Annotated in this window: 22 protein-coding genes and 1 other annotated feature; all 22 genes read left to right on the top strand. The window is 45.2% G+C overall.

What is annotated here, in order from left to right:
* The first annotated feature begins 79 nt into the window (after window positions 1-79).
* A complete protein-coding gene (gene radA / locus KFV11_RS10860) occupies window positions 80-1,444 on the top strand; it encodes a DNA repair protein RadA (protein ID WP_149459308.1) in 1,365 nt (454 codons plus the stop codon).
* Between the two features lie 12 nt (window positions 1,445-1,456).
* Window positions 1,457-2,509 (top strand): PIN/TRAM domain-containing protein, encoded by a 1,053-nt coding sequence (locus KFV11_RS10855; RefSeq protein WP_254249932.1) that lies wholly within the window; start codon window positions 1,457-1,459, stop codon window positions 2,507-2,509.
* A complete protein-coding gene (gene ispD, locus KFV11_RS10850) occupies window positions 2,506-3,183 on the top strand; it encodes a 2-C-methyl-D-erythritol 4-phosphate cytidylyltransferase (RefSeq protein WP_254250624.1) in 678 nt (225 codons plus the stop codon). Before KFV11_RS10855 ends, ispD begins: the two co-directional genes overlap by 4 nt.
* A complete protein-coding gene (ispF, locus tag KFV11_RS10845; RefSeq protein ID WP_149459305.1) occupies window positions 3,183-3,662 on the top strand; it encodes a 2-C-methyl-D-erythritol 2,4-cyclodiphosphate synthase in 480 nt (159 codons plus the stop codon). Before ispD ends, ispF begins: the two co-directional genes overlap by 1 nt.
* A 15-nt stretch (window positions 3,663-3,677) precedes the next feature.
* Window positions 3,678-5,132 carry a glutamate--tRNA ligase gene (gltX, locus tag KFV11_RS10840; RefSeq protein ID WP_254249931.1) on the top strand — a complete coding sequence of 485 codons (1,455 nt, stop codon included), beginning with the start codon at window positions 3,678-3,680 and terminating at the stop codon, window positions 5,130-5,132.
* Window positions 5,133-5,392: 260 nt separating this feature from the next.
* Entirely contained in the window at window positions 5,393-6,034 is a 642-nt protein-coding gene (gene cysE, locus KFV11_RS10835) for a serine O-acetyltransferase (RefSeq protein WP_149459303.1), read from the top strand.
* Window positions 6,018-7,412 carry a cysteine--tRNA ligase gene (cysS, locus tag KFV11_RS10830; RefSeq protein WP_254249930.1) on the top strand — a complete coding sequence of 465 codons (1,395 nt, stop codon included), beginning with the start codon at window positions 6,018-6,020 and terminating at the stop codon, window positions 7,410-7,412. The genes cysE and cysS overlap by 17 nt, the downstream gene beginning before the upstream one ends.
* A complete protein-coding gene (locus KFV11_RS10825; RefSeq protein WP_149459301.1) occupies window positions 7,405-7,806 on the top strand; it encodes a Mini-ribonuclease 3 in 402 nt (133 codons plus the stop codon). The genes cysS and KFV11_RS10825 overlap by 8 nt, the downstream gene beginning before the upstream one ends.
* The gene (gene rlmB, locus KFV11_RS10820; protein ID WP_149459300.1) at window positions 7,803-8,537 is read left to right on the top strand and encodes a 23S rRNA (guanosine(2251)-2'-O)-methyltransferase RlmB; all 735 of its coding nucleotides are present in this window, start codon (window positions 7,803-7,805) and stop codon (window positions 8,535-8,537) included. The genes KFV11_RS10825 and rlmB overlap by 4 nt, the downstream gene beginning before the upstream one ends.
* Window positions 8,537-9,058: an NYN domain-containing protein gene (locus tag KFV11_RS10815; protein ID WP_149459299.1), complete on the top strand. Its 522-nt coding sequence runs from the start codon at window positions 8,537-8,539 to the stop codon at window positions 9,056-9,058. The genes rlmB and KFV11_RS10815 overlap by 1 nt, the downstream gene beginning before the upstream one ends.
* A gap of 92 nt (window positions 9,059-9,150) precedes the next feature.
* Entirely contained in the window at window positions 9,151-9,765 is a 615-nt protein-coding gene (locus KFV11_RS10810; RefSeq protein WP_246143142.1) for a sigma factor, read from the top strand.
* A 48-nt stretch (window positions 9,766-9,813) separates the two neighbouring features.
* The gene (gene rpmG / locus KFV11_RS10805; RefSeq protein ID WP_149459297.1) at window positions 9,814-9,954 is read left to right on the top strand and encodes a 50S ribosomal protein L33; all 141 of its coding nucleotides are present in this window, start codon (window positions 9,814-9,816) and stop codon (window positions 9,952-9,954) included.
* Between the two features lie 11 nt (window positions 9,955-9,965).
* Window positions 9,966-10,142 (top strand): preprotein translocase subunit SecE, encoded by a 177-nt coding sequence (gene secE / locus KFV11_RS10800; RefSeq protein ID WP_149459296.1) that lies wholly within the window; start codon window positions 9,966-9,968, stop codon window positions 10,140-10,142.
* Window positions 10,143-10,153: 11 nt separating this feature from the next.
* A complete protein-coding gene (nusG, locus tag KFV11_RS10795; protein ID WP_149459295.1) occupies window positions 10,154-10,699 on the top strand; it encodes a transcription termination/antitermination protein NusG in 546 nt (181 codons plus the stop codon).
* A gap of 151 nt (window positions 10,700-10,850) precedes the next feature.
* Window positions 10,851-11,273, top strand: a complete 423-nt coding sequence (gene rplK / locus KFV11_RS10790) for a 50S ribosomal protein L11 (RefSeq protein WP_149459294.1) — start codon at window positions 10,851-10,853, stop codon at window positions 11,271-11,273.
* A 107-nt stretch (window positions 11,274-11,380) separates the two neighbouring features.
* Entirely contained in the window at window positions 11,381-12,076 is a 696-nt protein-coding gene (rplA, locus tag KFV11_RS10785; protein ID WP_149459293.1) for a 50S ribosomal protein L1, read from the top strand.
* Window positions 12,077-12,110: 34 nt separating this feature from the next.
* Window positions 12,111-12,236 (top strand) — a sequence feature (ribosomal protein L10 leader region).
* Between the two features lie 35 nt (window positions 12,237-12,271).
* Window positions 12,272-12,829, top strand: a complete 558-nt coding sequence (rplJ, locus tag KFV11_RS10780; RefSeq protein ID WP_149459292.1) for a 50S ribosomal protein L10 — start codon at window positions 12,272-12,274, stop codon at window positions 12,827-12,829.
* Between the two features lie 34 nt (window positions 12,830-12,863).
* A complete protein-coding gene (gene rplL, locus KFV11_RS10775) occupies window positions 12,864-13,226 on the top strand; it encodes a 50S ribosomal protein L7/L12 (protein ID WP_149459291.1) in 363 nt (120 codons plus the stop codon).
* An 87-nt stretch (window positions 13,227-13,313) separates the two neighbouring features.
* On the top strand, window positions 13,314-13,913 hold the full coding sequence (locus KFV11_RS10770; protein ID WP_254249929.1) for a class I SAM-dependent methyltransferase: 600 nt from the start codon (window positions 13,314-13,316) through the stop codon (window positions 13,911-13,913).
* 191 nt (window positions 13,914-14,104) lie between these two features.
* Window positions 14,105-17,641, top strand: coding sequence for a DNA-directed RNA polymerase subunit beta (rpoB, locus tag KFV11_RS10765; protein ID WP_254249928.1), 3,537 nt, complete (start codon window positions 14,105-14,107; stop codon window positions 17,639-17,641).
* Window positions 17,642-17,998: 357 nt separating this feature from the next.
* Window positions 17,999-21,616 carry a DNA-directed RNA polymerase subunit beta' gene (gene rpoC, locus KFV11_RS10760; RefSeq protein ID WP_149459288.1) on the top strand — a complete coding sequence of 1,206 codons (3,618 nt, stop codon included), beginning with the start codon at window positions 17,999-18,001 and terminating at the stop codon, window positions 21,614-21,616.
* Window positions 21,617-21,791: 175 nt separating this feature from the next.
* Window positions 21,792-22,046 carry a ribosomal L7Ae/L30e/S12e/Gadd45 family protein gene (locus KFV11_RS10755; protein ID WP_149459287.1) on the top strand — a complete coding sequence of 85 codons (255 nt, stop codon included), beginning with the start codon at window positions 21,792-21,794 and terminating at the stop codon, window positions 22,044-22,046.
* The last annotated feature ends 65 nt before the right edge of the window (window positions 22,047-22,111 follow it).

Genomic DNA, 22,111 nt, shown 5'->3' with positions numbered 1-22,111 from the left:
GCTGTTGCATTAGGGGTTTTATTGTATTGAAGAGTGAAACAGTTTACAATAATACCATATTGACACAGGAGGAAATTTTTTGGCGAAAACGAAATCAACGTTTGAATGCATGGCCTGCGGGTATCAATCTCCTAAATGGATGGGCAAATGCCCGAACTGCGGTGCCTGGAACCAGATGGAAGAAGTCATAGAACATAAAGCCAAAGGACCAAAAACCGCAATCACTGAATCATCTTCCAGTGAACGCGTCGAAAAACTTAAAAACATCACTAAAGAGAGCACGCCGCGCTCTACAACATATATTCGTGAATTTGACCGCGTGCTCGGCGGCGGCATTGTGCCGGGCTCGCTTATTTTAATCGGCGGGGACCCGGGTATCGGGAAATCAACGTTACTGCTGCAAGTATGTGCCCTCCTATCAAAGGATAACGCCGTGCTTTATATTTCCGGTGAGGAATCGGTCAGACAGACAAAACTGCGCGCTGACCGGCTGAAAGAAGACGCCGGTGAACTGAGCGTCTATGCAGAAACGAACCTCCAGATCATCCACGAAACAGTGAAGAAGACAAATCCGAAATTTCTTGTCATCGACTCCATTCAGACGATTTTCCACCCCGAAGTGACGTCAGCACCCGGTTCTGTATCACAGGTGAGAGAATGTACGCAGGAATTAATGCGCATGGCGAAGAACATGAATATCGCAACGTTCATCGTCGGTCACGTGACGAAAGAAGGCCAGATTGCCGGGCCGCGGCTGCTGGAGCATATGGTGGATACTGTACTCTATTTTGAAGGCGATACACATCACAGCTACCGTATACTGCGGGCAGTGAAGAACCGTTTCGGCTCCACGAATGAAATGGGTATTTTTGAAATGCGGAATACGGGGCTGAGCGAAGTACTGAATCCGTCAGAGATGTTTCTTGAAGAACGGACAAAAAACGTCGCAGGTTCCACGATTGTCGCGACGATGGAAGGAACGCGGCCGCTGCTTGTTGAAGTGCAGGCGCTGGTCACACCGACGACATTCCACAATCCGCGGCGTATGGCCACAGGGATTGACCATAACCGGTTGAGCTTACTGATGGCAGTGCTTGAGAAGAAGCAGGGCTTACTGCTGCAGCAGCAGGATGCTTATATTAAAGTTGCAGGCGGGGTCAAACTGGATGAACCGGCAGTTGATTTGAGCGTCATTATTAGTATCGCTTCAAGTTTCAATGATAAACCGACGCGTGGTGATGACTGTTTCATTGGTGAGGTCGGCCTGACAGGAGAAGTAAGGCGTGTCGCCCGCATCGAGCAGCGCGTACAGGAAGCGGCGAAACTTGGTTTCAAGCGTGCTGTCATACCGAAGAATAACATTGGCGGCTGGGACTTCCCGGACGGCATTGAGATTGTTGGTATTACAAATATTTCTGAAGCGTTGAGACTGGCATTTAATTAAGGAGGTGACGTTATGCTCAGAAGACTTGTCTTGTTATTATTTATTATTATCGGTGCTTCTCTCGGAATCTTTTTGATTCCGGAAGTTGTTAAAGTGTTCAGTTTGAATGTCCATCTACTCGTCCTGAATAGTTATGTTGATGGCATAATCGGTATTATTGTCTTTTTACTATTGTTTTTCTGGTTGATTGATAAAGTGGTGGCATTAATCGAGGCAGGTGAAGGACTGCTGTTGAAGCGGAATTTCATGGAGATCATATTTGCGACGCTCGGTATGATGATGGGACTGATGATCGCATCGATGATTAGTCTGATCTTCGATACAATCGGCTTCCCGCTGCTGAAAAACACGATTCCAATCGCGCTCGCAGTCATTCTCGGCTACCTCGGATTTCAGGTCGGCCTGAAGAAGCGGGAAGAGATTCAAAGTCTCCTGCCGGAAAGATTTCAAGGCAGCAGACGCAAAGTCACAGATGCTGCAAAACTGCTGGATACGTCAGCGATTATTGACGGCCGTATTTTGAAGATTGTCCAGTGCGGCTTTATCGACGGAACGATTGTCGTGCCGCAAGGTGTGCTTGATGAACTGCAGCTGATTGCAGACTCAACAGATGGCCTGAAACGCGACAAAGGACAACGTGGCCTTGATATTCTGCAGGAACTGAAAGAAACAGGACATCCGGTGAAGTTTCACCCGGGGCATAAAGAGATTAAAGAAGTGGATCAGCTGCTCGTGAAAATGGCGGCAGAATCTAATGCCGGTGTGATTACGACTGATTATAACTTGAATAAAGTGTGCCAGGTTCAAGGCATTAAAGTATTGAACGTCAATGATCTGTCTGAAGCGATCAAACCAGTCGTGCAGCAGGGCGACCGCTTCAAACTGCTGATCACTAAGGCGGGTAAAGAAGAAGGTCAAGGCGTCGGCTATTTAGAAGACGGGACGATGGTTGTCGTGGAGCACGGCAAAAATTTGATTAACCAGGAGAAACTTGTGGAAGTGCAGTCGATACTGCAGACGTCGTCAGGACGCATTATCTTTACGAAGAAAGTGGCAGATAAATAATGTATACAGTGATTATTCCTGCAGCAGGGCAGGGCAGACGCATGGGCTGCGGTCATAATAAAGTGTTCCTTGAAGTGGATGGTATCCCGGTCATCAGACGGACAGTGGAAGTCTTCCAGGCACATGCAGCATGCAGTGCGATTTACTTGGCCGCCAAAGAAGATGAAATCGGGCAGCTGACTACTTTGCTGCATGATTTCCCGAAAGTAAGAGGCATCATAGCAGGTGGCAGTGAACGTCAGTACAGCATTTATAATGTATTGAAAGTGATTCCGAAGACCGATATCGTCATGGTTCATGACGGTGCGCGGCCGTTTATTTCACATGAAACATTGGACGCGCTCTATGAGTCAGCGCTGAATAACCGGGCAGCCATCGCTGCAGTACCTGCTAAAGATACTGTTAAAGTCGTAGTCGACGGACAAGTCAGCAGCACGCCTGAACGCAGCACATTATGGCTTACTCAGACACCTCAGGCTTTTACATACGACGTGCTGCTGACTGCTTATCAAAGGGCGGAAGCCGATGGGTTTTTAGGGACGGACGACGCTTCGCTTGTCGAACGGACAGGTGTTATAGTTCATGTCGCTCAAGGCAGCTATGATAATATTAAACTGACGACACCGGAAGATTTATATTTTGCGGCAGCGCTATTGAAGAAAAGAGGGATATAATGTTTAGAATCGGCTTTGGTTATGATGTCCACCAGCTGGCTGCTGACAGGAAATTAATCATCGGCGGACTTGAGATTCCGCATGCCAAGGGACTGCTCGGTCATAGTGACGCTGATGTCTTACTGCATGCAATTACAGATGCGATGCTCGGTGCAGCAGCACTCGGTGATATCGGCAAGCTGTTTCCGGATACAGATGCGGCATTCAAAGATGCGGATTCCAAAATTCTGCTGAAGGAATCGTTCAATGAAGTGAAAGCTAAAGGTTATATGATCGGCAACATTGATGCGACGATTGTAGCAGAACGTCCGAAGTTCAGACCGCATATTGATACGATGCGCGGTATTATCAGCGAACTGCTGGAAGTAACGATTGATCAAGTGAATATCAAGGCGACGACTTCTGAGAAGATGGGCTTTTTAGGAAGAGAAGAGGGAATTGCCGCACAAGCTGTGGTATTATTAACAAATAATAATTAAATTGGAGTGACAGACATGGATAAAGTAAGAGTGAGATATGCACCTTCACCTACAGGTTTCCTTCATATCGGTAATGCGCGTACAGCATTATTCAACTATTTATTTGCGAAACATCACGGCGGTGATTTCATTGTCCGCATTGAAGATACGGATACAGCACGTAACGTTGAAGGCGGCGAGGAGTCACAGCTGCGCTACTTGAAATGGCTCGGCCTTGAGTGGGATGAATCCGTTGATAAAGACGGTGGTTATGGACCATACCGTCAGTCTGAACGCAGCGCTATCTACAATCCAATTGTCGAGCAGCTGCTTGCTGAAGACAAAGCTTATAAATGCTATATGACGGCTGAAGAGCTTGAAGCAGAGCGCGAAGCGCAGATCAGCCGCGGCGAGATGCCGAGATACGGCGGACAGCATGCGCACTTGACTGCAGAGCAGGAAGCGGCGTTTGTCGCTGAAGGACGTCAGCCGAGCATTCGTTTCCGTGTGCCGCAGGATAAAGTGTACACATTCAATGATATGGTCAAAGGCGACGTGTCGTTTGAGTCAAACGGTATCGGTGACTGGGTCATCGTGAAAAAAGACGGCATTCCGACGTATAATTTCGCGGTAGCGGTGGACGACCACTTTATGGCGATTACACACGTCATCCGCGGTGATGATCATATTTCCAACACGCCGAAACAGATGATGATCTATGAAGCACTGGGCTATGACATCCCGGTATTCGGTCACATGACACTGATTGTCAACGAAGACCGCAAAAAGTTATCAAAACGTGACGGCTCAATCATTCAGTTCATCGAGCAGTACCATGACCTCGGCTATCTGCCGGAAGCACTGTTCAACTTTATCGGCCTGCTCGGCTGGTCTCCGGTCGGCGAAGAGGAAATCTTCTCGAAAGAGCAGTTCATCGAGATGTTCGATGAACACCGTCTGAGCAAATCACCGGCCTTCTTCGATAAAGTGAAGCTTGCATGGATCAACAATCAGTACATGAAAGAGCAGGACCTGGATACAGTGTTTGAGATGACGCTGCCTCATATGACAAAAGCAGGGCTTGTACCTGAGAATCCAACGCCTGCTGAACTTGAATGGGCGAAAGAACTTGTCCAGCTGTACCAGCAGCAGATGAGCTATGCCGGTGAAATCGTGGAACTGTCTGAACTATTCTTCAAAGAAGAACTGACGTTGAACGAAGAAGCGACTGCAGTCGTAAACAGTGAACAAGTGCCTGAGCTGATGCGTGCTTTGACAGCGAAGCTTGAAGCGCTGGAAACATTTGATGCAGCAGCGATTAAAGCCGCGATCAAAGCGGTGCAGAAAGAGACGGGCATTAAAGGCAAAAACTTGTTTATGCCGATCCGCGTTGCCGTATCAGGCCAGACACACGGTCCTGAACTGCCGAACACGATTGAGCTGCTCGGCCGTGAGAAAGTGCTTGCACGAATCGCGCCTTACTGTGCTTAAGTGCTTGATATTTCATTAAAACGCCTTATAATAGAACTTAATCAGGAAGACAGAGTAAATAGTGTCAGACTAGTAGAGAGCATCCGGCTGGTGAAAGGGTGTGCTGACATGATTGAATGCACCTTCCGTTGTTTAATTTCATAATTTTAATGAGTGAATGATAGTAATCATTAATGAAGAGTGGAACCGTGTTTATTCAGTTAGGCACCTCTGGCGTAAGTCGGAGGTGTCTTTTAATTTGATGGAAAGAGAGGATACTGATGTTCACACGTATTAAAGATGACATTGCGATGGTATTCGAACAGGACCCCGCAGCACGCAGCCCGATTGAAGTATTCCTGACGTATTCCGGACTGCATGCTGTATGGTGGCATCTTGTCGCCCACTGGTTTTTTAACAGACGCTTGTTTTTTGCGGCGAGAGTCATCAGTCAAGTGTCCCGTTTCTTCACGGGTATTGAAATCCATCCGGGGGCGTCAGTCGGCAGACGGCTGTTCATCGACCACGGTATGGGCGTCGTCATCGGTGAGACTTGCACAATCGGTGACAATGTGACGATATACCAGGGCGTGACGCTCGGGGGAACGGGTAAAGAACGCGGGAAGCGCCATCCTGATATCGGTGATAACGTACTGATTGCGGCCGGTGCTAAAGTGCTCGGCAATATACGAATCGGCAACAATGTCAATATCGGCTCGAATTCAGTCGTGCTGAAAAACGTGCCGGACTGTACAACAGTTGTTGGTATTCCCGGCAGAATCGTCAGACAATGCGGTATGAAAGTCGGCAAAAGCTTTGAGCATACAGATTTACCGGATCCGATTTTTGAGAAACTAAAAGAACTGGAACGCCAGATAGAAGCGACGAGAAATGGAGAGATTACAGATGATTACGTTATATAACACACTGACACGCAGCAAAGAACTGTTTGTGCCGATTGAAGAAGGTAAAGTGAAGATGTACGTCTGCGGGCCGACGGTCTACAACTATATTCATATCGGTAACGCACGCCCTGCGATCAGTTTTGACGTCGTACGCCGGTACTTTGAGTATAAAGGTTATGACGTCAACTACGTCTCCAACTTCACTGATGTGGACGATAAACTCATCCGCGCAGCCAATGAACTCGGCGAAACAGTGCCGGAAGTCGCTGACCGTTTTATCGAAGCTTACTTCGAGGACACGGAGGCGCTGAACTGCCGGCGCGCGACAGCCAATCCACGAGTCATGGAGCATATGGATGACATCATTGACTTCATCCAAGTGCTGATTGACAAAGGATATGCTTATGCCAACCAGGGCGACGTCTATTTCAGAACGCGTAAGTTCGACGGCTACGGCAAGCTCAGCCAGCAGTCCATCGATGAACTGAAAGTCGGCGCGCGTATTCAGCAGGGCGAACTGAAAGAAGATGCGCTTGACTTTGCGCTGTGGAAAGCAGCAAAACCTGATGAGATTAAATGGAACAGCCCATGGGGGGAAGGACGTCCGGGCTGGCACATCGAATGTTCAGTCATGGCGCGCAAACATTTAGGAGACACAATCGACATTCATGCAGGCGGCAGCGACTTGACGTTCCCGCACCATGAGAATGAGATTGCTCAGTCGGAAGCTCATAACGATAAGTCGTTCGCTCATTACTGGCTGCATAACGGTTTCATCAATATCGACAACGAGAAGATGAGTAAATCACTCGGCAACTTCATATTAGTGCATGACATCATTAAGGAGATCAATCCGAACGTCCTCAGATTCTTCATGATCAGCGTCCATTACCGCAATCCGATCAACTACAATATGGAGCTGGTCAATGCGGCGAAGGCAGGCCTTGAAAGAATACAGAATGCTTATCAGGCACTTATTGAACGACAAGCCATTGCGGTCGATGTCGTCTCTCACCACGAAGTGATTGACGCCATCAATGCGATACTGTCGAAGTTCGAAGAAGCGATGGATGACGACTTCAATACAGCGAATGCGGTGACTAGCTGGTATGAGCTTGCGAAACTTGCGAATGTCTATAACGCGAATACATCGACTGACCTGTCCGTCATTGAACGCTTTCTTGAAGTGTTCGGTATTATGAGCGATGTGCTCGGGGTGGACTTGGAAGCAGACAATGGTCTGCTGGATGATGAAGTAGAGGCACTGATCGCAGAGCGCCAGCAAGCTCGTGCGGACAAAGACTTCAAACGCGCTGACGAAATCCGCGACCTGCTGAAGGCACAGAACATCATCCTTGAAGATACAGCGCAAGGAGTGCGTTTCCGCCGTGGTTAACGCTGCTCATCTCCATAATCCGCTGACGCTCGCCTATTTAGGAGACGCTATTCTCGACCTCCATGTCAGAGAACATGTCATACTAAAATTGCAGGCGAAACCTAATACGCTGCACCGCGCTGCAACGTTCTATGTATCCGCTAAAAGCCAGGCACAGACGTTCGATGCACTCGTTGACGCACAGTATTTCACTGAGCAGGAATTGGATGTATTAATGCGCGGACGCAATGCGAAGAGCCATACGAAAGCAAAAAATACGGATGTCGTCACTTATAAGAAGAGCACGGGGCTTGAAGCGGTCATCGGCTACTTGCAGCTGGCAGGAGAAGAAGGGCGGCTGAAAGAACTGCTCGACCAAATAGTGGCGCTATGTGAAGAGAGGGAACTGAAATGAACGAAGATATTATCGTCGGCAGACATGCGGTGAAAAGTGCTGCGGCGTCTGACCGCGAGATCAACAAAGTGTTTATTCAGGAAGGCATCAACAAGCAGCAGATCAAGCCCATTCTCGACCTGCTGAAAGAACGGAAAATCATGGTGCAGCAAGTGCCGAAAAGCAAGCTGGACCAGATGAGCGATGTGCCGCATCAAGGTATCGCTGCACAGATTTCACCGTATGACTACACCGAGCTTGAAGATTTCATCGAAGCGGTAAAGGATAAGACGGCGACTGTCATGATTCTGGATGGCCTTGAAGATCCGCATAACTTAGGGTCGATCATCCGGACGGCAGATGCGATCGGGGTGGACGGTATCATTATTCCGAAGCGCCGCTCGGTCACATTGAACGCTACAGTTGTCAAAGCATCAACTGGCGCGATTGAACATGTGCCGGTCATGCGCGTGACAAACCTCGCTCAGACGATGGACCGGCTGAAAGAAGCAGGCTTCTGGATCTGCGGCACGGATGCACAGCAATCAGTGGATTACCGGAAGATGGACGCTGACATGCCGCTTGCGATTGTCATCGGTTCTGAAGGCGAAGGGATGAGCAGACTCGTCAAAGAGAAGTGCGACTTTCTTGTTCATCTGCCGATGGTCGGTCATGTCAACAGCCTGAACGCCTCTGTTGCGGCCGGACTGCTGATGTATGAAGTTTATAGAAAGCGTCATGCCATTGACTGATGAAGGCATTCTATACGATAGTGGATGGTTACAATGTCATCGGCCAGAGTGCACGGCTGAAAGCCATGGCACTTGAATCGCTCGAAGAAGCGCGGAAAACGCTGCTGCTTGACCTTGTCAACTATGATGCCAGACAGCAGGGCGAACTGATCTGTGTGTTTGATGCGTATGACGTGAAGCGGACGGAATCAACAGAAGTATTCCACGGCGTCCAAGTTATCTACTCCAAAGAGAAGGAAACAGCGGATTCAGTCATCGAACGTCTCGTCTATGATCTGTATGACAAACACATCACCCGTATTACAGTCGTGACAAGTGATTTGTCTGAACAGCATGCGATTTTCGGGACGGGTGCACTGCGCGTATCATCGCGTGAGTTTCTCGCAGAACTTGAAGAAGAGAAGGCGCTGCTCGCAAAAGACATGGAAGAAATGGACGCGTTTAAGCCGCGGACGAGAATAGCCATCGATGACGAGACAAAATTGCGGCTTGAGCGGCTGAGGCGTGGACTCGACAAGTAAATTTATTATCTTATGAGCAGACCTTGTCAATATTTGTCATCATATTGTAAACTTAAGTGAATACATTTAAGGAGTGTTAACTTTTGTTCAAAGTGCTGACATTCATTCTTTTTGAGACTGAAGAACGCTATGAGACGAAGTCGGATGAACAGTTAATTACTGAGCTTAAAGCAGGGGACGAGCAGGCATTTGAACTGCTTGTTGTCCGCATGCGGATGCTCATACTTACTTACTTGAGCCGTCACCGCGCTATAGATAATGATGATTTATATCAAGAGGCGCTGATTCTGCTGTATCACACTGCCATTGACTACGACCGGGCGAAGTGTGATACATTTAAACCCTATTACTTGCGGCTGCTGCAGTATCGGATTATTGACTGGATCAGAAAAGAGCAGAACCGCCTGAAGATTCCGCTCATTAGTCTTGATGCACCGCTGTCCGGGGATAAAGAACGGACATTGACAGAAGAACTGGGCGACTATACGCAGGCATCGCCCGAATCCGTCAGCATTTATAATGAGCTGTCAGCACAGCTTGATCCAGTGACGCTCGGGCTGAGCCCGCTGGAATACCGCATGGCAAAACACTTGATAGCGGGGCGCACGCTGGAAGAGATTTCAGCGTGCGAAGACCGGGACGAACGCATCATCAGAAACGCTTATCACCGGCTGAAACAGAAGGTGCTCGGTCACTTGATGCGTTGACAAGTGAAACTTTACTTTGTATATTAAATAAGATTAAGGTGAACCTCATTGAAAAAAGTGGCATTAAATTGTTCGGTTTGCGGCAGTCGTAACTACACGGTGGCAAAAAAAGATTCAACAACGCGCATGGTGCTCAAGAAATACTGCAAAACATGCGATGCACATACGATTCATAAGGAATCTCTATAGGAGGCTTTAACATGCAGAAAGAAAACTTCTTCCAGGGCGTCGTCTCCGAAATGAAGAAGACGTCATGGCCGACAGGCAAAGAAGTAGTGCGCGATACGACAATCGTTGTCTTGACGGTACTGTTCTTTATTTTATTTTTCTTTGCAGTGGACCTTGGTATTACAGAACTAATCAAGCTAATTAATTAAGGAGGCACATTATGTCTGAAGAAAGTACAAAACATTGGTATGCAGTCCATACCTACTCCGGATATGAAAACAAAGTCAAGGATAATCTGGAGAAGCGTCTGGAATCAATGAACATGCAGGACCAAATCTTCCGCGTTGTGATTCCTGAAGAAGAAGAAACAACGATTAAAGATGGCAAGAAAAAAACATCACTGAAAAAAACATTCCCGGGCTATGTGCTTGTTGAACTCGTGATGACAGATGAATCATGGTATGTTGTCCGTAACACACCAGGCGTCACAGGATTTGTCGGCTCTGCAGGCGCAGGCTCAAAACCTAACCCATTATTACCTGAAGAAGCACGTTTCATCTTGAAATCAATGGGGATGTCCGAGAAAACAATCGACGTTGAACTGGAGATCGGTGAACAAGTGCGCGTGACTTCCGGACCGTTTACGAACCAAGTCGGTGAAATCAAGGAAATGGACGCTGAGAAGTACAAATTGACAGTACTGGTTGATATGTTCGGCCGGGAGACACCGGTAGAAGTAGAATTCGACCAGATCGAAAAGTTATAACGCACATCAAAAAATAACAGTAAAAATACACTTGCAATCGGCGCTAAAAAATGCTATTATTTTAGGGTCGTGCTATTAGCATGCGTGTTTGAGTGGGAGGGTAAATCTCATACCCTGTGACCACATCACGATATTATAGGAGGTGCACATCGTGGCTAAAAAAGTAATCAAAGTAGTTAAATTGCAAATCCCTGCAGGTAAAGCGAATCCAGCTCCACCAGTTGGTCCAGCATTAGGTCAAGCAGGTGTCAACATCATGGGATTCTGTAAAGAATTTAACGCACGTACTCAAGAACAAGCAGGTTTAATCATTCCAGTTGAGATTTCAGTATTTGAAGACCGTTCATTTACATTTATCACTAAAACGCCACCTGCAGCAGTATTACTGAAAAAAGCAGCAAACGTTGAAAAAGGTTCAGGCGAACCTAACAAAAACAAAGTTGCTACAGTGACTGAAGATCAAGTACGTCAAATTGCTCAAGAAAAAATGGAAGACTTGAACGCAGCAAGCGTTGAAGCAGCAATGCGTATTATCGCAGGAACAGCTCGCAGCATGGGATTTGAAATCAAATAATAAAAGTTTTTTGAAAGCAGACGTCGCGACGTCTGCTCTTGCATTGTTCTGCAGTGCAAACGTGGGAGGAAATTCCGCTAAAACCACTATAAGGAGGAAAATAAACAATGGCTAAAAAAGGTAAAAAGTATCAAGAAGCCGCTCAAAAAGTTGATCGTCAATCTTTCTACTCAGTAGAAGAAGCAATCAAACTTGCGAAAGAAACAAGCACAGTTAACTTCGATGCATCTGTTGAAGTTGCGTTCCGTCTAGGAATCGATACACGTAAAAATGATCAGCAGATCCGTGGTGCAGTTGTACTGCCTAACGGTACTGGTAAAACACAACGTGTATTAGTATTCGCTAAAGGCGAAAAATTAAAAGAAGCTGAAGCAGCAGGTGCTGACTACGCTGGTGACACAGAATACATCAACAAAATCAACCAAGGCTGGTTCGATTTCGATGTCATCGTTGCAACACCTGACATGATGGGTGAAGTTGGTAAACTTGGACGTGTCTTAGGACCTAAAGGTTTAATGCCGAACCCTAAAACTGGTACTGTAACAATGGACGTTACTAAAGCAGTGCAGGAAATCAAAGCAGGTAAAGTAGAATACCGTGCTGAGAAATCTGGTATCGTACATGCAGCAATCGGTAAAGTATCATTTGACGACGCTAAATTAGTGGAAAACTTCAACACGCTTAAAGACGTGTTAGCTAAAGCTAAACCAGCATCATCTAAAGGAACTTACTTCAAAACAGTCGCGGTTTCAACAACTATGGGCCCTGGTATTAAAGTGGACCCAAGCGAAATCCGTAACTAATTTATATTGACAGATTACAAACTACACGTTATAGTGTAGTTTGTGTTCATAACCTAAGACAGCAGGGGCGACAGCTTAATCATCCTGCCGAGGTGAAAATTGACTTGATAACGTTCAAGCACTTTTTGCCATAGGTGAAAAGTGCTTTTTTAATTCATATTAGAAAAGCACGAAAATCTAAATGGAGGTGTCATAATGTCTAAAGCAGTTGAACTTAAACAACAACAAACTGAAGTGATCACTGAGCAGTTCAAAAACTCAGTATCTACAATTATTGTTGACTACCGTGGTTTAACAGTTGCGCAAGTAACTGAACTACGTAAACAACTTCGTGAAGCAGGCATCGAATTCCGCGTATACAAAAATACGATGGTACGTCGTGCTGCTACTGCGGCAGGTATCGAAGGAATTGAAGAATTCCTTACTGGTCCTAACGCAATCGCATTCTCTAACGAGGAAGTTGTTGCACCTGCTAAAATCATTGCTGATTTCGCTAAAACAAATGAGAAATTAGAAATTAAAGCAGGTATCATCGAAGGTAAAGTGACTTCTGAAGCAGAAGTTAAAGCAATCGCTTCACTTCCTTCAAAAGAAGGTCTTATCTCTATGGTTCTTTCAGTATTACAAGCACCAATGAGAAACTTCGCTTATGCGGTTAAAGCAGTCGGCGAACAAAAAGAAACTGGTACAGAAGCAGCAGCACCAGCTGAAGCTCCTGCAGCAGAAGAAGCATCTGAATCAACAGAAGCATAAAATAAACTAATAAAAAAACGGAGGAAATAAAATCATGACTAAAGAACAAATCATCGACGCGATTAAAGAAATGTCAGTATTAGAATTAAACGACTTAGTAAAAGCTATTGAAGAAGAATTTGGTGTAACAGCAGCAGCTCCTGTAGCAGCAGCTGGCGCAGCAGCAGGCGCTGCTGAAGCAGAACAAACTGAATTCAACGTAGAATTAGTATCTGCTGGATCTTCAAAAATCAAAGTTGTTAAAGCTGTTAAAGAAGCAACTGGTCTTGGCTTGAAAGACGCTAAAGACTTAGTAGACAACGCTCCTAAAACTGTTAAAGAAGGCGTTTCTAAAGACGAAGCTGAAGAATTAAAAGCTAAATTAGAAGAAGCTGGCGCAGTAGTAGAAGTTAAATAATTTGTCACTTCCATTAAAAACCCGTTATTATTGATAACGGGTTTTCTTTTTATACTTTATAATTTTCACCTGCACTGGAGGTCAATGATGAGTCATTATTATAGTGAGGAACAGGATGTTGAGTCAAATCCGTCCATGTTCACTTACCGTTATGAATCTTACAGTCTTGAGCTGAAGACGGATAGCGGTGTCTTCTCAAAAGGCGGCATTGATTATGGATCGGACGTTCTGGTCAAAGCGTTTCTTAAGGATGCGGGCAGTTATCCGCGCATTCTTGATGTCGGCTGTGGCTATGGTCCGATCGGGCTGATGGTTGCTAAAGTGCGTCAGGAGAGCCTGGTCGATATGATTGATGTCAATGCCCGTGCGCTTAGCCTGGCAGAAGAAAATAAGAAGAATAACGATATTGATAATACACGTATTTATAAAAGTGATGCGCTCGATTCAGTAGCAGGCACATTTGATGCGATACTGACTAACCCGCCGATCCGTGCAGGGAAAGATGTCGTATCAAAAATTCTGGATCAAAGCTATGAGTTTCTTGATGGAGGCGGCGCGCTATTTGTCGCCATTCAGAAAAAGCAGGGTATGCCGTCTGCAAAGAAACGCCTGCAGCAGCTATTCGGAAATGTAGAAATTGTGACAAAAGACAAAGGCTATTATATTTTAAAGAGTGTAAAAGGTTGACCTTATAAAGGCAGTCTGTTATAGTAATAGAATGTAAAAATTTAAATTCAATAAGTGTGTACTTTTCTAGCTCATATTTGGCAGAACTAAGTCGAAAACAAACGAAAATGGGGTTTATTTAGATTCCGTTTTCTTTTTGTCTTATGTCTGCCGGAGAGTAAGGTAACCACAATTTTTGAGGGGTGAATCTGTTGACAGGTCAACTTATCCAGTATGGACGACACCGCAAACGTAGAAGTTACGCGCGTATCTCCGAAATTTTAGAACTACCAAACTTAATTGAGATTCAAACAAAATCTTATGAATGGTTCCTGAAAGAAGGCCTTCTTGAAATGTTCCGCGACATTTCTCCAATCGAAGACTTCACAGGTAATCTTTCTTTAGAATTCGTCGATTATAAATTGGGTGAACCAAAGTATGATTTAGATGAAGCCAAAAATCATGATGCTACTTACTCTAAGCCACTCCGTGTAAAAGTCCGACTGATCATCAAGGAAACTGGTGAAGTGAAAGAACAGGAAGTCTTCATGGGAGATTTCCCGATTATGACAGACACTGGTACTTTCGTGATTAATGGTGCAGAACGTGTTATCGTTTCTCAATTAGTGCGCTCACCGTCCGTCTACTTCAATGACAAAGTTGATAAGAACGGTAAAGTAAGTTTTGGTGCAACAGTTATCCCTAACCGTGGTGCTTGGCTGGAATATGAAACAGACGCGAAAGACGTTGTATTTGTTCGTATTGACCGTACGCGTAAATTACCGATTACGGTATTGTTACGTGCGCTTGGTTTCTCATCTGATCAGGAAATCGTTGATTTATTAGGTGAGAGTGAATACTTGCGTAATGCATTAGATAAAGACAACACAGATTCAGTAGAAACAGCATTGCTTGAAATATACGAGCGTTTACGCCCAGGCGAGCCACCAACAGTGGACAACGCAAGAAGCCTGTTATATTCTCGTTTCTTCGACCCAAAACGCTATGACTTAGCAAGCGTCGGTCGTTATAAAATGAATAAAAAACTTCATTTAAAACACCGTCTGTTCAATCAGACACTCGCTGAGCCGATTGTTGATGTTGAATCCGGTGAAATCGTTGCTGAGGAAGGCACGGTTCTTGACCGTCGCAACCTTGACAGCATTATGGAAGTTCTTGAAAATAACGCTAACCGTAAAGTGTATGACTTAGAGAACGGTTTATTAGATGAGCCTGTAGAAATCCAGTCAGTGAAAGTCTACATCCCTGGTGATGAAGAAAAACGCACAACAACAGTTATCGGTAATGCATTCCCGGATGACGAAGTGAAATGTATTACACCAGCTGACATCGTTGCTTCTATCAGCTACTTCTTCAACTTACTGCATGGTGTCGGTGATACAGATGACATCGACCACTTAGGTAACCGTCGTCTGCGTTCAGTCGGTGAATTATTACAGAACCAGTTCCGGATTGGTCTGTCTCGTATGGAACGTGTTGTACGCGAACGTATGAGTATTCAGGACACTGAATCTATCACGCCGCAGCAGTTAATCAATATCCGTCCAGTGATTGCATCTACTAAAGAATTCTTTGGCAGCTCGCAGTTATCACAATTCATGGACCAGGCGAACCCATTAGCCGAGCTGACACATAAACGCCGTCTGTCTGCATTAGGACCCGGTGGTTTAACGCGTGAGCGTGCCGGCATGGAAGTACGTGACGTTCACTACTCTCACTATGGCCGTATGTGTCCGATCGAAACACCAGAGGGGCCGAACATCGGTTTGATCAACTCATTATCAAGCTATGCACGTGTGAATGAGTTTGGTTTCATCGAGACACCGTACCGTAAAGTCGACCCTGAAACAAATCAAGTAACATCACAGATCGACTACTTAACAGCAGATGAAGAAGATGCTTACGTCGTTGCTCAGGCGAATGCCCGTCTTGATGACAACGGTGCTTTCATTGATGACGAGATTGTCTGCCGTTTCCGTGGTGACAATACAACAATGGCCCGCGAACGTATGGACTACATGGACGTATCACCGAAGCAGGTTGTATCTGCTGCGACGGCTTGTATCCCGTTCTTAGAGAACGATGACTCAAACCGTGCATTGATGGGTGCGAACATGCAGCGTCAAGCAGTGCCGCTGATGATTCCTGAAGCACCATTTGTTGGTACAGGTATGGAACACGTCGCTGCCCGTGACTCAGGTGCCGCTGTCGTTGCGAAATACAAAGGACGCGTGGAACATGTTGAAGCACGTCAAATTAAAGTACGCCGTATCGTTGAAGAAAACGGCAAAGAAATTGAAACAGATTTAGATACTTACAAATTATCTAAATTTGCTCGTTCTAACTCAGGTACATGTTACAACCAGCGTCCGATCATCGCTGTAGGTGATGTGGTGACAAAAGGTGAAATCTTAGCTGATGGTCCTTCGATGGAACTTGGTGAGATGGCACTTGGCCGTAACGTTGTTGTCGGCTTCATGACTTGGGATGGTTATAACTACGAGGATGCGGTTATTATGAGTGAACGTCTTGTGAAAGATGACGTCTATACTTCTATCCATATTGAAGAATATGAATCAGAAGCACGTGACACTAAACTCGGACCTGAAGAAATTACACGTGATATCCCGAATGTGTCTGATAACGCACTTAAAAACTTGGACGACCGCGGTATTATTTACGTCGGTGCAGAAGTTAAAGACGGCGATATTTTAGTCGGTAAAGTGACGCCTAAAGGGGTAACGGAACTGACAGCTGAAGAGCGTCTGTTACATGCAATCTTCGGTGAAAAAGCACGTGAAGTCCGCGATACATCACTGCGTGTGCCTCACGGTGCAGGCGGTATCGTTCTTGATGTTAAAGTCTTCAACCGTGAAGACGGCGATGAACTGTCTCCTGGTGTCAATCAGTTAGTCCGCGTCTACATCGTCCAGAAACGTAAAATTCACGTCGGCGACAAAATGTGTGGTCGTCACGGTAACAAAGGTGTTATCTCACGTATTTTACCGGAAGAAGATATGCCGTTCATGCCTGACGGTACACCGATTGACATCATGTTAAACCCACTGGGTGTACCATCACGGATGAACATCGGTCAGGTTCTTGAGCTGCACTTAGGTATGGCGGCGAAAAACTTAGGCCTGCACGTTGCTTCTCCAGTATTTGATGGTGCGAGCGATGAAGATGTCTGGTCAACGATTGAAGAAGCGGGTATGGCTCGTGACGGTAAAACTGTCCTTTATGACGGTCGTACTGGTGAACCATTCGATAACCGTGTATCTGTCGGTGTCATGTACATGCTGAAACTTGCGCACATGGTCGATGATAAACTTCACGCACGTTCAACAGGTCCTTACTCATTAGTGACACAGCAGCCGCTTGGTGGTAAAGCCCAGTTCGGTGGACAACGTTTCGGTGAGATGGAAGTATGGGCACTTGAAGCATACGGTGCTGCCTACACATTACAGGAAATTCTGACGTACAAATCAGATGATACGGTCGGCCGTGTGAAAACATACGAAGCAATCGTCAAAGGTGAAAACATTCCTAAACCAGGTGTTCCTGAATCATTCCGCGTATTGATGAAAGAACTGCAAAGTTTAGGGCTGGATGTCAAAGTGATGGACAACAAAGACGAAGAAATCGAAATGCGCGATCTTGAAGATGATGACTTCATCGACAACAAAATCACGCTTGACCGCCAGCAGCAGGCTGAAATCACTGAATAATAACTGTCTGACGAGAAATGAGCATTAGAACAGCTTGAGTATTACTATTTCTGACAACTATTCTTACGACTTGTTAAGCCTTAGACGCTTTCCGCGGACAAAACGCGAGCCTGTAGTCTCGCTTGTTTCGTTTTTCCGCAGGAGTCGCCAAGGCAGACAATTCGTCACTAGAATTTTAGTTTGAATAATAGCAAACTTTGCATCGAGATTGTTACTGGCTGATGCCTAAGCATCAACCAGTAATAATTGATGATGATATATTTAACAGTTAAGCTTGAAGATTATAAAATCAACTGTTGTCAGATGGTGTTAAATACTCATTCGCTTGATTAATATAAAACTTGAGGAGGTAGGGCTTTGATTGATGTAAATAACTTTCATTACATGAAGATAGGTCTCGCTTCACCTGAAAAAATCCGTTCATGGAGTTTTGGTGAAGTTAAAAAGCCGGAAACAATTAACTACCGTACATTAAAACCTGAAAGAGATGGTTTATTCTGTGAGAAGATTTTCGGTCCGACAAAAGACTGGGAATGTAGCTGTGGTAAATATAAACGTGTCAGATATAAAGGGATGGTCTGTGACCGTTGTGGCGTAGAGGTTACTAAATCTAAAGTACGTCGTGAACGTATGGGTCACATCGAACTTGCAGCACCTGTTTCTCATATTTGGTACTTCAAAGGCATTCCAAGCCGTATGGGCTTATTACTTGATATCTCTCCTCGTTCTCTTGAAGAAGTCATCTACTTCGCATCTTATGTTGTCGTAGACCCAGGTCCGACTGGTCTTGAGAAGAAATCATTGTTATCTGAACGTGAATACCGTGAGTATTACGACAAGTTCCCTGGTCAGTTCACTGCGAAGATGGGAGCAGAAGCAATCAAAGATTTATTGACATCTATCGATCTTGATGCGGAACTCAAAATGCTGCGTGAAGAATTAGAATCAGCAACTGGTCAGCGTTTAACTAGAGCAATCAAACGTCTTGAAGTGGTTGAATCATTCCGTAATTCAGGTAATGATCCATCATGGATGATCTTAGATGTGCTGCCGATTATCCCGCCGGAAATCCGTCCGATGGTTCAATTAGATGGTGGCCGTTTTGCGACAAGTGACTTAAACGACTTATACCGTCGTGTCATCAACCGTAACAACCGCCTGAAACGTCTTCTTGATTTAGGCGCTCCTGGTATCATCGTGCAAAATGAAAAGCGTATGTTACAAGAAGCAGTTGACGCATTGATTGACAATGGTCGTCGCGGCCGTCCGGTCACTGGACCAGGTAACCGTCCACTTAAATCACTGTCACACATGTTAAAAGGTAAGCAAGGTCGTTTCCGTCAGAACTTACTTGGTAAACGTGTCGACTACTCTGGTCGTTCAGTTATCGTCGTAGGTCCTAACCTTAAAATGTATCAATGTGGTCTGCCGAAAGAAATGGCACTTGAATTATTCAAGCCGTTCGTCATGAAAGAACTCGTTGAACGTGAAATCGCAACAAACATCAAAAACGCTAAAGGTAAAATCGAACGTATGGATGCAGAAGTATGGGACGTACTAGAAGACGTTATCCGTGAACATCCTGTTCTGTTAAACCGTGCACCGACACTTCACAGATTAGGTATCCAGGCTTTTGAACCAACACTTGTTGAAGGACGTGCGATCCGTCTTCATCCGCTTGTAACAACTGCTTACAACGCCGATTTTGATGGTGACCAGATGGCCGTTCACGTACCGCTGTCTAAAGAAGCACAGGCTGAAGCGCGTATGCTGATGCTTGCAGCACAGAACATCCTGAACCCGAAAGATGGTAAACCAGTTGTTACACCTTCTCAGGATATGGTACTTGGTAACTACTACTTGACGCTTGAACGTAAAGGTTCTATCGGAGAAGGTAAGATCTTCAAAGATGCGAGTGAAGTCATTATGGCTTACACTAACGGCTATGTTCACCTGCACTCACGTATTGCAGTAAGAGCAAGTTCATTTAGTAACCCGACATTCACAGAAGAACAAAACAACAAGCTGCTTGTCACAACAGTAGGTAAAGTCATCTTCAATGAAATCATGCCGGAATCATTCCCGTACATCAATGAACCGACATTATCCAACCTTGAAGAGAAAACACCTGAGCAGTACTTCATCAATGCAACTGATTTATCAGAACATGGACTGCTTGAATACTTGGAGTCAACACCACTTGTCAAACCATTCAACAAGAAATTCCTCGGGCAGGTTATCGCTGAAGTATTCAACAAGTTCCACTTCACAGATACATCAACGATGCTGGATAGAATGAAAGACTTAGGTTTCAAATACTCTTCACGTGCAGGTATTACAGTAGGTGTATCTGATATCGTCGTATTACCTGACAAACAGGAAATCATCGGCCTTGCTGAAGAGAAAGTCGATAAAGTGACGAAACAGTTCACACGTGGTCTGATCACTGAAAGTGAACGTTACGCTGCAGTTATCGATATCTGGACGAAAGCGAAAGACGAAATCCAGGCGAAACTGATGAACTCCCTTGATAATCTTAACCCGATCTTCATGATGAGTGACTCAGGTGCCCGTGGTAACGCCTCTAACTTCACGCAGCTTGCGGGTATGCGTGGGCTGATGGCCAACCCGGCCGGCCGGATTATCGAGTTACCGATCAAATCTTCATTCCGTGAAGGTCTGACAGTACTTGAATACTTCATCTCTACTCACGGTGCGCGTAAAGGTCTTGCCGATACAGCACTGAAAACAGCTGACTCAGGTTACTTGACACGTCGTCTTGTTGACGTGGCACAGGATGTTATCGTCCGCGAAGCTGACTGCGGCACAGATAGAGGTTTACCGGTATCTGCTATTAAAGAAGGTTCAGAGTTGATTGAACCGTTCATTGAACGTCTTGAAGGTCGTTACTCCCGCGAGACAGTGCGTCATCCTGAAACAAAAGAAGTATTAGTGAGTGTAAACGAACTGATCACTGCTGAAATCGCTAAAAATATCGTCGATGCAGGCATTGAAGAGATGCATATCCGTTCAGCATTTACTTGTAACACACGTCACGGTGTCTGTGAGAAATGTTACGGTAAAAACCTTGCAACAGGTGAAAAAGTTGAAGTCGGTGAAGCAGTCGGAACAATCGCTGCACAATCTATCGGTGAACCAGGTACACAGCTTACAATGCGTACATTCCATACAGGCGGGGTAGCCGGTGCCGATATTACACAAGGTTTACCGCGTATTCAGGAGTTATTCGAAGCGCGTAATCCAAAAGGTCAGGCGATCATTTCTGAAATCAATGGTGAAGTCATTGAGATCAATATCGTGAAAGACCGCATGCAGGAAATCAAAGTTAAAGGCGAGAATGAAGTACGTCCGTACCTTGCACCTGCAACAGCAAGACTTAAAGTAGAAGTGGGCACAAAAGTCAGCCGTGGTGAAGTCATGACTGAAGGTTCTATCGAGCCGAAAGAACTGCTTGCAGTCGCTGGTCTGAATGCGACACAAAGCTACTTACTGAAAGAAGTACAGAAAGTTTACCGTATGCAGGGGGTAGAAATCTCAGATAAGCACGTTGAGGTCATGGTACGTCAAATGTTACGTAAAGTCCGCATCATCGAAGCAGGCGATACGAACTTGTTACCAGGCGCATTAGTCGATATTCACGTATTTACAGATGCCAACCGCGATGTCTTCAAAAACAGAAAACGCCCTGCAACTGCTAAACCAGTGCTGCTTGGTATTACAAAAGCATCACTTGAAACAGAAAGTTTCTTGTCAGCAGCGTCATTCCAGGAAACAACTCGTGTGTTAACAGATGCAGCAATTAAAGGTAAACGTGATGACTTACTTGGTCTTAAAGAGAATGTTATCATCGGTAAATTAATTCCAGCGGGTACAGGTATGAGACGCTACTCTGGCGTGAAATACGAAAAAGGAACTCCTGAATTTGAACCGGAAGAAGCATTCGTCACAGAATAATAATTAACGGATCCTTAATAGGATCCGTTCTTTTATTAATAGCATGATTTTCTCTTAAAAGCACTGCTGAAATTCCGTTTAAAATGCAGAGATTAATACAAGATATATTGTTGACAGTGAGTGTGATAGGTGTTAGAATTATTAAGGTTGATGCAGAAGCGCTTTGGAGGATATGATGTCTAATGAAAAAGTTCATTCTAATCAATATGTAGTGGGTCTTAAGGAAACGCTTAAGGCATTAAAGGAACATCGTGCAGCGTCACTTGTGATTGCTGAAGATGTTCAAGTCCACTTATTAACCGATGTGCTGTTAATGGCACATGAGCAGCAACTTCCAATAACGTATAGTGATTCCAGTAGATCGCTCGGCGGTGAATTTGGAATTCAAGTGAGAGCGACTGTCGCAGCTCATTTGAAAAGTGGTTTGTAAGCCGCTAAACTTACAAAATTTTTATTTATCCAAAAAATGAACCACCTGGATGTGTGGAATTAAAG

Source organism: Macrococcus equipercicus, assembly GCF_024205945.1.
Classification (GTDB): Bacteria; Bacillota; Bacilli; order Staphylococcales; family Staphylococcaceae; genus Macrococcus; species Macrococcus equipercicus.
The sequence above is the reverse complement of the archived record's forward strand: the minus strand, read 5'-3'. Positions and strand labels throughout refer to the sequence as shown.

What these genes read in the sequence shown, in the direction of transcription:
- KFV11_RS10855 (WP_254249932.1), top strand. Translation starts at nt 1,457, where the DNA reads ATGCTCAGAAGACTTGTCTTGTTATTATTTATTATTATCGGTGCTTCT.
- ispF (WP_149459305.1), top strand. Translation starts at nt 3,183, where the DNA reads ATGTTTAGAATCGGCTTTGGTTATGATGTCCACCAGCTGGCTGCTGAC.
- gltX (WP_254249931.1), top strand. Translation starts at nt 3,678, where the DNA reads ATGGATAAAGTAAGAGTGAGATATGCACCTTCACCTACAGGTTTCCTT.
- cysE (WP_149459303.1), top strand. Translation starts at nt 5,393, where the DNA reads ATGTTCACACGTATTAAAGATGACATTGCGATGGTATTCGAACAGGAC.
- cysS (WP_254249930.1), top strand. Translation starts at nt 6,018, where the DNA reads ATGATTACGTTATATAACACACTGACACGCAGCAAAGAACTGTTTGTG.
- rlmB (WP_149459300.1), top strand. Translation starts at nt 7,803, where the DNA reads ATGAACGAAGATATTATCGTCGGCAGACATGCGGTGAAAAGTGCTGCG.
- KFV11_RS10815 (WP_149459299.1), top strand. Translation starts at nt 8,537, where the DNA reads ATGAAGGCATTCTATACGATAGTGGATGGTTACAATGTCATCGGCCAG.
- secE (WP_149459296.1), top strand. Translation starts at nt 9,966, where the DNA reads ATGCAGAAAGAAAACTTCTTCCAGGGCGTCGTCTCCGAAATGAAGAAG.
- nusG (WP_149459295.1), top strand. Translation starts at nt 10,154, where the DNA reads ATGTCTGAAGAAAGTACAAAACATTGGTATGCAGTCCATACCTACTCC.
- rplA (WP_149459293.1), top strand. Translation starts at nt 11,381, where the DNA reads ATGGCTAAAAAAGGTAAAAAGTATCAAGAAGCCGCTCAAAAAGTTGAT.
- rplJ (WP_149459292.1), top strand. Translation starts at nt 12,272, where the DNA reads ATGTCTAAAGCAGTTGAACTTAAACAACAACAAACTGAAGTGATCACT.
- rplL (WP_149459291.1), top strand. Translation starts at nt 12,864, where the DNA reads ATGACTAAAGAACAAATCATCGACGCGATTAAAGAAATGTCAGTATTA.
- KFV11_RS10770 (WP_254249929.1), top strand. Translation starts at nt 13,314, where the DNA reads ATGAGTCATTATTATAGTGAGGAACAGGATGTTGAGTCAAATCCGTCC.
- KFV11_RS10755 (WP_149459287.1), top strand. Translation starts at nt 21,792, where the DNA reads ATGTCTAATGAAAAAGTTCATTCTAATCAATATGTAGTGGGTCTTAAG.